This window comes from Methanosarcina subterranea, from assembly GCF_055385895.1.
In genome coordinates this window covers 3767955-3782737 of record NZ_AP042426.1, presented here as the reverse complement: position 1 = coordinate 3782737, position 14783 = coordinate 3767955, and the positions used below count along the sequence as shown (strand labels likewise).

The window sequence follows — 14783 nt, the reverse complement described above, 5'->3', positions numbered from 1 at the left end:
ATCTCTTTATAATTAAAGATTCCAAGCTCGGTGAGTATATGGTACTCTAAATACCTGATGCCTTATATCAATTTTCTGGTTATGAGCCTTCGCGGACTCAAGTTTCTGCAGCAGGATTTGATGAAGTCTGTTAAGGTAATATATACCTGATTTGGACTCGTCCTGTATCAGGTTATACATTTAAATAATTATAGGTTAGGTCCGGGTTTTTTTACACCCGAGCCTTCACTCCTCTTCTGCTTCAATTTCTTCTGCGACGATTTCCGGTGTTACTTCCACTCTCTCTGCTTTTCTGCTTATCAGGTGCACATCTCCTGTGCCCATGCGGATAGGCTGACCGACAATGATATTTTCCGTAACACCCTCCAGCTTGTCCACATATCCGCGCATGCCTGCATCGAGCAAATGGTTAACAGTAACTTCGAAAGCTGCACGGGCAAATACACTGGCTTTTTCGCCTGAAATCCCGTGCCTACCAATCTGTTTTACTTCTCCGTCCGAGGTCATCAGATCCGCAACAAGCATAATGTGCCTGATATCCACGGTAAGGCCCTGTTCACGCAGGGTATCTGTGGCTTCCTTGATTATTGCATTTCTTGCAGCTTCGACTCCCAGTACTTCATAAATTTCATTAATGTTGTTTGTACTGGTTCTGGACTTATCCACACCTTCGAATTGAAGTACTTCGCGTAGAGCTGACCCTTCTGTATAAAGGGTGTACTCTTCGCCCTCCTTTCGGACCACAACTCTCTTGATCCCTTCTATACCCTTGAGAGTAACATTGTGGATACTTTTTGCAAGCTGGAGCAGCTCCCTGTAGGAAGGCTCTCCAGGGGTGATAATGATCTGGTTATCCATCTCAGGAGAGATGCTGACCATCACGTTCAGCTCTTCATTGAATTTCTCTTTTACCTGATCTATTGTAATGTTCCTGCCTTCCATTGCCTTTTCGTGCAGGTCTATTATAAGCTTCATCTGGGAAAGGTCAGTGGTCACGTCGGCGATATGGTCGATTTTGGTCGCTTCAATCTCCCACGCAAGGGCTCTTGTCTTTTCCCTGTCGTAAGCATAGTCTTCAGGATTATTTTTTGAAAGGGCAATTGTCATCATAGGAGTGCTCGGAATCTTCCTTGCATCCACGATTTCAATAAGGCGGGGAAGACCGAGAGTAACGTTAATCTCAGCCACACCAGCATAGTGGAAGGTACGCATCGTCATCTGAGTGCCCGGCTCCCCTATTGACTGGGCTGCAATAACACCGGCAGCATCACAGGGTTCAATGCATGAGAGGTCATATTCTTCCAGCATCTTTTCTATGATCTCTTCCATTTCCTTCTTGCTTACCCCGGCTTTGAGGACATCTTCCCTCAGGGTGTTTAAAATGTTGGAAGGAAACGGAAGATCCTTTATCATGCTGTCTATAGTAGCTTCGCTAATACTCATCATGCCACCTCCTTGTTTACCACGGAACGGACAATCCTGTGGATGGTATCGGGTTTGCTGAAGTCACTCTTTGTGGGATTAATTCCATCTTCCCCGTACTTGAACTGAACAAGCACACCTCTGGTGTCCCTGACTGTGAGGTCGTACTGGACTTCGAGGTCCTGAAGGGCGTTGACAAGCCTTCTCTGCAGGTACCCTGATTGGGATGTCCTGACTGCAGTGTCCACAAGACCTTCTCTACCACCAATTGCGTGGAAGAAGTATTCAGTCGGGTTTAATCCGCTCTTGTAACTTGCCTTGACGAACCCGTGAGCATCCGACCCCAGGTCTCCTTCCTGGAAGTGAGGCAGGGTCCTGCCTGAGTATCCTCTGCGAATGCGTTCTCCACGCACTGCCTGCTGCCCTACACAGGCTGCCATCTGGGTAAGGTTCAGAATGGAACCTCTTGCTCCGGAACGTGCCATGATAACTGCCGAGTTTTCAAGTCCCATGTGGCTGTCTGCAATTCCACCGGTCTCGTCTCTGGCCTTTCCGAGCTTCTGCATGATGCTCATTTCAATTGTTTCATCAAGAGTTCTTCCGGGGAGGGGTTCAAGCTCTTTATTTATATAAGATTTGATAAGGTTCTGCACTGCGTCTTCAGCTTTACCGAGAACCTCATTGATCTGGATCCGCGCTTCTTTCGGAATATCTTCATCGGCTATTCCGAAACTCAGGCCTGTCCTCATAATTGCCCGGATTGCAAGCTTGGTCATATCATCTATAAACTTGGCCCCGGCTTCGGGACCGATTTCCTTGATAATGCGGTCCTGAACTTTTCCTTTGAATGCCCCGATAGCTGCTTCGTCTATCGTGCCCATAAGGAGTACACCATTCCGGATTACCACATAGGCATCGTTAGGGCATTCTCCTTTCTTACAGGTATCACAATGTGCGCAGACCTGAGCTGTGAACTCCGTACTAAGGTCTTCAGGCAGGATCTGGCTGAAGATCTGTTTTCCTGTCCAGTAAGGCTTTCCGTCTTCGTCATGGCCTGCAGGTTCGGGCAGGTTGCGTGCGCGGCTCTTCCTCAGAAGGTCGTAAGCCTCATAACTGGTAATATGGTTCTCAAAACGGGTCAGAAGGAAAAGCCCTGAAATGTGGTCGTGAATCCCTCCGATAATGGGACCTCCGAAACGTGGGGAAAGAATATTTTCCTGAACCTGCATGAGGATCTTTGCCTCAGCCCTTGATTCTTCTGTCTGAAGGGCATGCATGTTCATTTCGTCTCCGTCGAAGTCAGCGTTATATGGAGGGCAGACCGCCGGGTTCAACCTGAAAGTTTTGTTAGGCAGAACCTTTACAGAATGGGCCATGATACTCATCTTGTGCAGTGACGGCTGCCTGTTGAAGAGTACGGTATCGCCATCTTTTAACTGTCGTTCCACAACCCAGCCGAACTCCAGTTTCTCGGCAAGGTCGTCCTTGTTCATATTGGTTACTTTTATGCGCCTGCCGTCGGACCTGAGCACATAGTTTGCTCCGGGATGGATATCTTCACCATTCCTTACAAAGACCTTGAGCTGTTCGATGTTCCTTGGGGTAACCATGGAAGGCATTGTCAGAATCCGTGCAATGGGCATGGGGACGCCGACTTCATTTATGCTAAGGTTCGGGTCAGGAGAGATGACGGTACGGGCAGAGAAGTTAACACGTTTACCTGACAGGCTTCCCCTGAACCTTCCTTCTTTACCTTTTAAGCGCTGAGAAAGGGTCTTAAGAGGTCTGCCTGACCTGTGTCTTGCAGGGGGTATTCCTGAAACCGAGTTGTCAAAGAATGTAGTAACGTGATACTGGAGAAGCTCCCATAGGTCCTCAATAATAAGCTGTGGAGCTCCTGCTTCCCTGTTTTCCTGGAACCTCTGGTTGATCCTTATGATGTCTACCAGCTTGTGTGTCAGGTCGTCTTCACTGCGCTGCCCGGATTCCAGAGTGATTGAAGGACGCACTGTAACAGGAGGCACGGGCAGGACTGTAAGGATCATCCATTCAGGTCTTGCATTCTTCGGGTCCATCCCTATGACCACGATATCTTCGTCCGGGATGTTTTCGAAGCGGTCCCTTATCTCTGTAGGGGTCAGCTTCTCTCCGTTTTCCAGGTATTCACTGGGCTTTTCGAATTTGATGTCGAGCTGTTCTTCATTACAATAAGGACAGCTCTTTACCTTGCTGGCTTCTTTATATACCTCATTAATGAGGTCGTCAGGGAGATGTCCGATTTCTTCAACTGCAAGGAGTTGATCCAAAAATTGTTGTTTCTGGGCCGGTTCCAGCAGAAGCCTGCTGCACTTTCTGCAGGTTGCTCTGAGGAGTTTCCTGATTACCTTGTTAAAACCAACGTGGACAACAGGGGCAACAAGTTCAATGTGCCCGAAGTGTCCCGGACACTCACCTGCTCTGCCTGAGCAGGTCTTGCAGCGAAGCCCGGGGTCGATAACCCCGAGTTTTGTGTCCATAAGCCCCATATCAATTGGAAATCCGTCGTCATCATAAGTATCAGCCGTGATAATAGGGGTTGAACTCATCTTACGGATTTCTTTTGGGGACATTAAACCGAATTTGATAGAAGAAATTCTTTTCGGAATTGGAGGTACGTTTGCCATATGTCCACCTCACTTTATACAGCATCTTCAAGGTTAAGTCTGGGGGCAACCCCGAGGGACTTAATCTCGTCCAGTAACAGCTTGAACGCGTAACTCATTTCCACGGGGTATATATCCGTATCAGCACCGCAAGCTGAACAGAAAGAGACGTTCCTCTGCTTATCATACGTTGCGATCATTCCACAGTGCGAGCAGACGAGTTCTACTACTTTGTCAGATTCGTCCAGCAATCTTTCTTTTAAGGACATGGCAGCTCCGTGCCCTACAAGCACGTCACGCTCCATTTCACCGAACCTGAGACCACCCTCCCTTGCTCGACCTTCGGTTGGCTGGCGGGTGAGCACCTGTACAGGCCCGCGGGACCTGGCATGCATCTTGGAGGTGACCATGTGGTGCAGTTTCTGGTAAAGGATCACACCAACAAAGACATCTGCAGGGATCATCCTGCCTGTTGCTCCATCGTAGAAAACCTCTTTTCCTGTGTGGGCAAAGCCGTGCTTTTTCAGGTCTTCTCTAAGGTCGTCTTCGTTTTCTCCGGAGAAGGCTGTTGCATTTACTCTTCTGCCTTCCATGGAACCCACTTTCCCACCAATCATTTCCAGGACGTGCCCTACAGTCATACGTGAAGGGATTGCATGCGGGTTAATCATCAGGTCCGGAGTCAGGCCTGATTCCGTAAACGGCATGTCGGCAATAGGGACTTTTAAACCAATAACACCTTTTTGCCCGTGCCTGGAAGCGAACTTGTCTCCTATGTCCGGGATCCTTTCATCCCTTACCTTTACCTTTGCAAGGCGGGTTCCGTTTATGGATTCTGTAAGAATGACAGTGTCCACAATTCCTGTTTCGTTCGACCGCATGGTAACAGAGCTTTCTCTCCTCTGTTCAACTGCAATCCCGAAGTCTGAAGGCTCTTCCAGGAATCTCGGAGGACTGGTCTTTCCTATAAGTACATCGTTGGGACCGACGACGGTTTCAGGGTTTACAAGCCCGTCTATGTCAAGATTCGCATATGCATCAGCACTGCGTGCTCCACGGTATTCGGAGTCCGGAATCTCGAACTTGTCTTCCTGCCCACCAGGATATCTCCTTTCTTCCCCTTCAAAAGTCCTGAGGAAATGGCTTCTTCCGAGCCCTCTCTCGATTGAACCCTTATTGAAGATCAGAGCGTCTTCAATGTTATATCCTTCGTATGACAAAATTGCAACCACAAAGTTCTGGCCTGCAGGCCTGTCATCAAAACCAATTGCTTCGGATGTCCTTGTCCTTGTAAGCGCTTTCTGTGGGTAGTGGAGGACATGGGCACGGGTATCAGGTCTTAGTTTCTGGTTTGCTGTGGAGACTCCGATACACTGTTTAATCATAGCTGCACCCATGGTGTTACGCGGAGATGCATTGTGTTCAGGATATGGGACCATCCCGGTACAGATGCCGAGCATAAGTTCGGGGTCTATCTCCATATGGGTGTGCTTGGTGGTAATATCAGCCTCATAGAGTGCAATATAAGCGTTTTCTTCTTCTTCTGCGTCCAGATACTCCACACAGCCTTCTTTCACGAGGTCGTCATAGACGATTTCTTTGTTCTTCAGTTTCTGTATATGCTCTTCAGTTACCTTCAGGGCTCCATTTTCTACAACTACGAGAGGCCTTCTTGCCCTTCCCATATCGGAGTTTATAATTACTTCCCTGGTGTTATCGTTAAGAGCTATGTTGACCTGCCTGGATATGAATCCCTGCCGCCTCATTTTTCGGAGCTCTCCTACAAGTTCCGCAGGGTTGTCATGGGTCCCGACGAGCTCTCCGTTTACGAATACTTTTGCTTTAGTCATCTGACATCAACCCCTCAGTCACCGAACGATCCGGAGTCGTCCATATCTGAATAATCGTAGAAGTCATCATCTTTGTATTTGGTTTCTACTTCCGGAGTTTCTTCAAACTCTTCAACTATCTCTTCACCGAATTCATCGAGCAAGATTTCCTTTATCCTTGCCGGTATCTCGGGCACCTTTACAACTACTTTTTCGACATTAACGTCGTATAGTATTTTCTTTATGCTCTCTATTTCCTCTATCCCGGTTGAGAGTTCTACCATCTCGGCAAAGTTTTTCACGAGACCACAATTGGGACCTTCAGGAGTCTCGGAAGGACAGAGCCGTCCCCATTGAGTTGCGTGCAGGTCACGGGCTTCAAAGTGAGGCTGGGCACGAGAAAGCGGTGAAATTACGCGGCGCAGGTGGGAAAGGGTTGAGATGTAGTCGTTCCGGTCAAGAAGCTGGGAAACACCGGTCCTTCCTCCAACCCAGTTTCCTGTTGCCAGAGGGTGCTGAAGGCGGTCAGTCAGGACATCTGCTCTTACGATTGTGGCAACATTAAGTTCTCTGTTTCTCATGTTTGCACGTTCGAGCTGGTACTTTATGTCCCTTGCCAGCCGGTTGAAGGATACCCTGAAGAGGTCTTCCATCAGGTCACCTGCGAGTTTCAGCCTCTTGTTTGCATAGTGGTCTTTGTCGTCCTCGGTACGCTTTCCAAGTGCAAGCTCAAAACAGGATTCAGCCATTCGTGCCAGGAAATGGGCTTTTGAGATTCTGTCTTTAATGTCGTTTCCGAGGTGAGGGAAAAGATACCTGTCAATAACGTAGTTTGCTCTTTTTATCTGGTATTCCTTGGCCTGCCCTGCAGCAACCCTTGCTCCAATCTTCTCGATCGCTTCTTCCTGGGTTTCTACTTCGGCTTCTTCAAGGTTTTCCAGCATGAATTTGATAATTTCGGGATCACTTGAGACTGCATTTACGATATCTTCGTCAGTTACTATCCCGAGAGCCCTCATAAGTGTAATAAAGAACACTCTACCGGATATTGAAGGGAAAGACACCTCAAGCAGGGACTTTCTTCCTCTTTCTACAATTACAAGTGCCCTGTATCCTCTTTTCTGGGAGAATACCTTTGCAACCTCTATAGAATCACCGTAACGTTCTCCGTACTCAACAAGGATTTTGTTAGGCGCAAGGTCTTCAAGGGTCATGACTACCCTTTCAGTGCCTCCGATAATGAAATATCCCCCGGGATCCAGAGGGTCTTCTCCATAGCGAACTTTCTCGGTCTCGCTAAGCCCTAAAAGGTTACAGATTTTGGATTTGACCATAACCGGAAGCTGCCCGATCTTTGCTTCCATTACTTCGGACTCTATCCCTTCTTTTACGACACTCATCTCCAGGTAGAGGGGGCCTGAGTACGAAAGGTTTCTGAGCCTCCCTTCGTTGGGGTAAAGTTTTTCAATTGCCCCGTCTGCCTCCTTTACCACTGGATGCTCTACCCGGATCTTGCCGAGTTTGAGATAGGTATCCTCAATGTCGGTTTCTATTATTCTCTGTTCGTCTATGATCTTTTGCAGCCCATAATCTATAAACTTGTTAAACGAGTCTATATGGTGCTGCACTATCTTGTCCCGTGTAAAATAAGCCTGCGACAGTATACTGCTTTCTAACGCGATGATAGCACCCTCTTTGCTTTGTTAAAATGAAAATCAATAAACTATGATCCTAAGATCTTTATGCAGTCGTTGAATCTTTCCGTACGATGGTGCATGGGATTCAAAAAGATGTTCAGTGAAAAAAAATGTGATCATGCAAGCGGTTTTATCTCCCCCCCGCTTACTCAATCACAAGTCTGTAATAGTCTGCCTCCCCTGCAGTTTGACTTTTTCTTGTGATTTTCACAACATCTCCGACGACAGCTCCTATTTCTTTACTAACAGGATCCTGTACTTTAATTTTCGGAAGCTGTTCCTTTTCAATTGAATATTTGCTTAAAACAGACTTTAATTCGCCCTCTGCAATTATTTCATGTTTAGGGACTGAATCATGGTCGAGCAGGCTGAACTTTGTCAAATCCTTTCCTCCAAAAATAAAGCATCTCAAAAAACTTGCTGGACATTTCCTGCGGATGGCCTATCCGCCGGTTGTAGTTGTAATAAGAATATGGCGGGCCCGTAGGGATTTGAACCCTAGGCCGACTGGTTAAAAGCCAGTCGCTCTGCCTGACTGAGCTACGGGCCCAGTTTGTTTATTTCTCCACCTCTGTATTTTGCACCACTGAAGGCTAATTTTTTAGCATGCCACCCTGCTGCCCCGCTGCATCAGGGAGCACCTCTTTCACCGGTGCAACCCTCTAATTATAGCTATACTATTTATAACTTATGGTGAGTTTACTTTTTTTGCTCATGCCCCTTAAATACTAACCTAAATTTATTTATTGTGTGTTGAATTAATTCAAATATCTTTCTGATTTTGCCAGAAAGTTATATGTACGAGAATTTTCATTTTTTTAAAAGTAAGGCCAAAAACTGAATTATTCCTCCATATATTCGGGTAAAAGGAGAATTTTGCCCCGATTTTAAATAACTTGCCGCTTTCCCGACAGTCCCCTCCAGAAAGGAAGCACTTAATACTATTTGATATCATTTATCAATCACACTATTGTAAATCAGCTATTTAATTAGATCTAGGTTAAGATTCCCTGAAACTTAAGTAATTGCTGGAATGAAACTTAAGTAATTGCTGGACATTATAGCTGAAATGGCATCAGTATAAAAAATGACAAACGTAGGATAAAAGACCCGTGTAAAAACGACAACTAAATGAATTTTCCGAAAGACAGATTCTTACTGCTTTTCTTCTACTTCAATTTTATGATGAATTCAGTTCCACAATCCTTTTTCAATTCAAGTTCACCACCTAATTGATCTACCAGAAGAGCTACCAGCTGTATTCCGAGTGTGTCGGAGTTTTCTAGATTAACACTTTCAGGCACACCCACTCCGTTATCTGAAATTGTCAAAACGAAACTGGTGCTCTTATTATCCTTTATTGTATTCTCTACTCTGTTAATTTTGCATTCTCCGTTTTCTTCCCGGTAAAGTTTTATTTTAACGATCCCTTTCTCTCTATCTGGAAATGCGTGCTTAAGGGAATTTGAAACGAGCTCATTGACAATCATCCCTAACGGGACAGCAGTATCCATGTCAAGGAAAGTTTTTTCTTCCATTTTCAGGAGCAAATGGGCTTCTGAATCTCCAATATTGTAACACCTGAAGATGTACTTTACCAGTTTTTGCAGGTATGCCACAAAATTAAGGGAGCCAATTTCCCCTGATTCATATAGCTCTTCATGGATTAAAGCCATGGAAATTACCCTGTTCTGGCTTTCTCTGAATGCTTCTTTGACTTTTTCATCGTCAAAATGTTCAGCCTGAAGGTCAAGTAATGAAGAAATTACCTGTAAGTTATTCTTTATCCTGTGATGAATTTCCTTTTTGCGGATTTTCTCTATTTTATTCAGGGATTCTTCTGCCATTTTCCTGTCAGTTATGTCATACATCAGGCCCTGGTAAAGCTCTTTATTGCTTGATTCGGAAACATTCTGGGCAATTCCATGGATCCACCGGACTTCTCCATCTTTTTTCCTTATCCGGTATTCATGCCTGACAGTCAAATTAGGGGTATTTTTCATTTTTTGCGCTTTTTCCTGCAGTCCTGGTCGGTCTTCAGGCTCTACGATCTCATGCCAGCGTATTTTTCCTGAAAGGAAATCTTCTTTCGTATATCCTGTGAGTTCCTCAACAGCCCCGTGCAGAAATATCGGAACAAAATTTCCATTCAGCTGAGTGCCTATGCCCCTGAAGTTCTGCAGATATGACTGGATGCGCTCTTCACTTATTTTTAATTTTTTTGCCGCCAGTTTTTTCTCCGTTATATCTTTTATCACTCCAAGAGCCCTGTAAGGCAAGCCTGCTTCATCAACAAGATAAACTCCACTATCCTCCGCATGGAAATAAGTTCCGTCTTTTTTCCTGAACCTGAATTCTGCCCCATAATTTCCTCCATTTTTCCGGATTTCACTCATTTTCTTTAATACACATTCCCGGTCTTCAGGATGAATGTTGTCGATCCAGGCTTCAGAGCTGAGTTCCTTAAATTCTTGAGGGGGATATCCTGTAACTTTTTCGATATTGCCAGCCCAGTTACCCGTGTCGGTTCTTAGATCGTAATCATATAGAAGTTGTCCTGTCTGCTCTGTGACAATCCTGTACCTTTCCTCACTTTTCTGAAGCTCTTCTTCTGCTTTTTTTCTTTCAGTTATATCTCTGGCAATAATTGAAATACCAGTCAGCTTTTCATAATCATCAAAGACCGGAGAAAGAGTTATTGAGACATTTATTATTATGCCGTTCTTTCTTAACCGTGAAGTCTCATAATGACGGATTTTATCTCCATGTTTAATCCTTTCAACTAATTTTTTTGTCTCTCCTACCAAAAAGGGCGGTGCAAGGATGGATATGTGCTTTCCGAGAATTTCTTCAGCCGAATAACCATAAATTTGCTCTGCACCTTTATTCCAGCTGGTAATAATGCCATCAAGAGACTCGGTCATAATACCATCATTTGATGATTCCACAATATTCGCTAAGTTTTGAACTTTCTCTTCTGCTTTTTTACGCTCAATGGAGTACCGGATAGAACGTTTTAATAACCTGCCGTCTACCTGTCCCTTGACCAAATAGTCCTGGGCGCCTTTTTTTACAGCATCAATTCCAATTTTTTCATCATTTATGCCTGTTAAGATTATTATGGGAGTTCGTGAATTTTTTACATGAATATCAAGAAAGGTGTCGATACCATCGCTATCTGGCAATCCCAGATCTGATAGTATAACATCAAACGGACGCTCTTTAAGAAGGTTCAGACCCTCATTAAGGGTTTCGACATTTTCAAGTTCAAATGTGAAATCGGCGAAATCCTCTAGTAACTCTTTTATTAGATTGGCATCCCCGGGATTATCCTCGAAAAGCAGTATTTCAACCTTTTTATTCATACCAAATCGTCCTATCTGGGTTGCATCGATCTTATTTCGATGGTAGTTTCACAACTTCAAGCCAGAAGTCTTCTATGGATTTAATTACCTTTATGAATTGGTCAAAGTCAACAGGTTTAGTGATATAAGCATTAGCATGAAGATTGTAAGATTTAAGTATGTCTTCTTCAGCTTTGGAGGTCGTTAAAACCACTACTGGTATATTTTTAAGGTCATCGTCTTCCTTTATTTCTTCAAGAACCTCGCGTCCATCTTTTTTCGGTAAATTCAAATCGAGAAGAATTATATCCGGGCGTGGGGCACCTGAAAACTGCCCTTCGCCACGTAAAAAGAGTATTGCATCTTCTCCGTCGTCTACAACATGCAGATTATTCCGAATTTTTGCATCTTCAAAAACTTCTTCGATTAATCCGACATCTCCTTCACTATCTTCTACTAAAAGAATTTCTATTGGTTTAGCCGTTATTTGTGTTCTCATTTCTAAGACCTTCTTAACTGGTAAGGTAAAAATAAAGCTGTTGAAGTTTTAACTTTTGGAGTTTTTAACGTTTTAGAACATGTTTGGTAACAATCCAGCCTATCAAAACATGTCGATTGATATTGATTTTAGTGAAACCAAGGAGTTTGATAAATAACTGATGAATAATGAAAAAACGCAATCATTCGCCAACAATCAAAGAAAATAAATTCATAGAAAATTGTCTATTGAATCTTAATTAAGATGGCTATTGATGTTGTTTTATCCAGGCTGAATAGTTACAATATTTGTTTAAAACCGGATCAAATCTTCAAGATCAGGATTTTGACCGTAAAACTATACTTTGTATGGTTTCATTCTTACATTTTTCAGAGATAGAATACAGTAATATTCGCTAAAGAAATAATTTTTCAAATTTTACTGGAGATTCTAAGTAATAACAACGTAGTAATAACGTTATATATTTTAGAAAAACCTTACCATTTAACTCGGATAATATTGTAGGTTTTGCTTTATAAGTGATTACGTTTATTTTAGAAGCACCAATTTTATTATAAATGCAGCTCATGGCCACTATTAGATGAATCTGTACTTAGATATAGGATTTTATTTATAAAGTAAAGGGAGCATATAACGTGAAAAGGTGTGAAAAAATATGAAAAATAATTTATAATGAATGAGGAAATATAAAAAATATTGAATATAATATGAAATAATTATTTCATATTTTTTCACATATCTAATAAACCCTTACCAAAAAAATCAGTAATGGGAGATATAGGGTCCTCCTAAATCAGTGTGTAAACTGAGGATCTATAATGCTTATTTTTGGTGATAGGCATATATTTAGAGTTCTTCCAACAAATGTGCACTCGAATAATAAATTTTTTAGAGAAATAAATAATATTAATATTTAAAATTGACAACTGAGTGAAATAACAGCTTTATTTTTACAATTTATATCTATTTAAAATTATGGCATCTGATCCCATTTTCCATCATATTAAATTTAATGTTAAAAATAAGGGGCAAAAAGCTTTTAATTTGAAAATTGAGGGGAAAAATTCTGTTAAATTATAAATAAGTTATTTAAAACATGTACCTTTATTGGCGGAGCGCCGGCACTACATTAAATCTGGTAAATAAGACTCAATAATTCTTAAAAAATGGATCATTTTTTGGGACCCTAAGGAGATCGAATTAATTTGCTCCCTTCGGTCAAAAATACATATGATATCAATTATTTGATAGCTTAAAACTTTTTATGCAAACTATTTTCAAGCAAGTAGATGGTTTGCATTTGTGCATCATTACTTCTAAAAATTAACTTCTTTAAATGTCAGAAGTTAGTGTGAAACCTATATTCGGCAGGTCGACATTAAATCCCACTTTCCGCAGTAAAATTTCTTAATTTTATATTTTTGAATTCTTCCAATACTTTTTATAAAATCTCTTCCCATTTTACCTTGATGACTCTCTCTCCCAGCTCTGAATCCACAACTCACCTTGGTCATTATGGCCTTATTGCTGGCGTCTTTGACGAACTTGATATTTCAGATTTTATTGATGATCTCCTCCCCAAGAAAAGTGGCCACAACATTCCTCATTCTACTGTTCTCAAGGCAATGTGTATCAACGGTTTAGGGTTTACTGAACGTCGTCTTTACCTGTTTCCTGCTTTTTTTGAAAACTTACCCACTGAAAGGTTACTGGGAGAAGGTGTTCTCCCAGAACACCTTAATGATGACGTTTTTGGTAGAACTTTGGATAAAATTCAGGAATACGGAGCAACCGAACTCTTCAACCACATTATTTTGCAAGCTATGAAACACGTTCCTATTAATCCCCATTTTTGCCATACAGATACTACAAATTTTAGTGTTTACGGTGACTATGAAAATGATAATAGCAAAACTATCAACGTTACTTACGGTCATCCTAAAGACAAAAGAGTCGACTTACTTCGTTTTACCATTTCCATGGTTACTGATCAGAAAGGAATTCCTCTTTTCGTAAGAGCATTAGACGGAAATAGTTCCGATAAAAAAGTTCTCATCAAAACAATCAAGGAACTAACACAAAACCTGAACCTTGACGAAAGAGTCTACCATATTGCTGACAGTGCATTTTATACTGAAGATAATGTAAAAGAGATAGGAACAAACGCTTTTTTCATATCGAGAGTACCTGCAACCATCAATGAAGCAAAGGAACTCTTGACGGCAGACTTAATTCTGGAAACATGCTCTGATGAGCGTTATTCTTGTTATGCTGTAAAATCCTCTTATGGTGAAGTAAAACAGTTATGGGTTATATTCTGCTCAGAGGAAATGAAAAATAAGGAAGAGAAGACATTTAATGAAAAGATTCTTAAGGAGCTGGAAGCAGCAGAAAAGTCCCTTAAAAAGCTTTCTAATCGTGAATTTGCCTGTGAAGCCGACGCAAGAATGGCTGCTGAACAATGGTTGAAAGAGAATGAATCATATGAGTTCACGAAACTTGAAATAATATCTAAGGCTCGCAGGCTTGAAAACAAGAAAGGAAGACCAAGGAAAAATGAAGAGGTACAGACTTTCTACCTGATAGAAGCAGAGATTAAACCCGATCAAGGGAAGGTACAGGAAAGAAGAGCAAAGTTAGGAAGGTTCATTCTTACAACTAATGATCTGGAGTTGACTCCAGATCAACTCCTGGAATACTATAAAGAACAGGGAACAGTTGAAAGAGGGTTCAGGTTCCTTAAAGATAAGAGTTTCAGAGTCTCTGAGGTATACCTGAAAAAAGAAGCCAGAATAGAAGCGCTTGCAATGGTTATGGTCCTGTGCTTATTGTTGTATTCGATAGCTGAGTGGAAACTGAGAACCAGATTGGAAGAAACAAAAGAAGCTATTAGAAACCAGGTTAAGAAGAAAACACAGACTCCAACTATGAAGTGGGTATTCTTCCTGTTCAGGAGAATAACAGAATTAGTGATCGAAATTGAGGGAAAAAGGATAAAGAAGGTATTAAATCTGGATGAGGAAACCATTAAAATGCTGAAACTGATGGGAGAAAAGTACGAAAAATATTATGTGTGAAAAAAATAGTGCGGAAAGTGGGTTAAATTATAAGGATTTTTACTGATAGTGTTTTTCGAACATTATATAAATATGTGATGTGTTTGAAACTGGTTAACATCGAACCAAAATCTCACGACATATATAAACAATGAACCATTTTTGCAATAATGTTTTGTATCAGAGATAATGTGTTTCCCAGCAAAAACGTTATCAGTAAAAATGTTACGAAAAAAACAAGTTACCTGCCGAAAGCAGGGTAAAAAGTATTTCAGATGGCTAAATCTCCTGAAA

Annotated in this window: 8 protein-coding genes and 1 tRNA gene; 1 reads left to right on the top strand and 8 read right to left on the bottom strand. The window is 42.1% G+C overall.

The genetic code is table 11. The features are described 5' to 3' along the window. Positions 1 to 225: 225 nt before the first annotated feature. From rpoA2 to ACZ5A8_RS16400, 8 genes are all read right to left on the bottom strand, one after another. A complete protein-coding gene (rpoA2, locus tag ACZ5A8_RS16435; protein WP_229391254.1) occupies positions 226 to 1443 on the bottom strand; it encodes a DNA-directed RNA polymerase subunit A'' in 1218 nt (405 codons plus the stop codon). Further along, positions 1443 to 4085 (bottom strand): DNA-directed RNA polymerase subunit A', encoded by a 2643-nt coding sequence (locus tag ACZ5A8_RS16430; protein WP_322225156.1) that lies wholly within the window; start codon positions 4083 to 4085, stop codon positions 1443 to 1445. The genes rpoA2 and ACZ5A8_RS16430 overlap by 1 nt, the downstream gene beginning before the upstream one ends. Before the next feature lie 14 nt (positions 4086 to 4099). After that, positions 4100 to 5914 (bottom strand): DNA-directed RNA polymerase subunit B, encoded by a 1815-nt coding sequence (gene rpoB / locus ACZ5A8_RS16425; protein ID WP_229391174.1) that lies wholly within the window; start codon positions 5912 to 5914, stop codon positions 4100 to 4102. Between the two features lie 14 nt (positions 5915 to 5928). After that, on the bottom strand, positions 5929 to 7521 hold the full coding sequence (locus ACZ5A8_RS16420) for a DNA-directed RNA polymerase subunit B'' (RefSeq protein WP_229391175.1): 1593 nt from the start codon (positions 7519 to 7521) through the stop codon (positions 5929 to 5931). Positions 7522 to 7735: 214 nt separating this feature from the next. Further along, on the bottom strand, positions 7736 to 7972 hold the full coding sequence (locus tag ACZ5A8_RS16415) for a DNA-directed RNA polymerase subunit H (protein ID WP_229391176.1): 237 nt from the start codon (positions 7970 to 7972) through the stop codon (positions 7736 to 7738). Positions 7973 to 8063: 91 nt separating this feature from the next. After that, a tRNA-Lys gene (locus ACZ5A8_RS16410) sits at positions 8064 to 8140 on the bottom strand. 619 nt (positions 8141 to 8759) lie between these two features. Then, positions 8760 to 10955, bottom strand: a complete 2196-nt coding sequence (locus ACZ5A8_RS16405) for a PAS domain S-box protein (protein WP_464530357.1) — start codon at positions 10953 to 10955, stop codon at positions 8760 to 8762. A gap of 31 nt (positions 10956 to 10986) precedes the next feature. Further along, complete coding sequence (locus tag ACZ5A8_RS16400) at positions 10987 to 11433, bottom strand: response regulator (protein ID WP_464530356.1); 447 nt, start codon at positions 11431 to 11433, stop codon at positions 10987 to 10989. Positions 11434 to 12902: 1469 nt separating this feature from the next. Here ACZ5A8_RS16400 and ACZ5A8_RS16395 point away from each other — a divergent pair. Then, positions 12903 to 14510 (top strand): IS1634 family transposase, encoded by a 1608-nt coding sequence (locus tag ACZ5A8_RS16395; protein ID WP_464530354.1) that lies wholly within the window; start codon positions 12903 to 12905, stop codon positions 14508 to 14510. Positions 14511 to 14783: the final 273 nt, after the last annotated feature.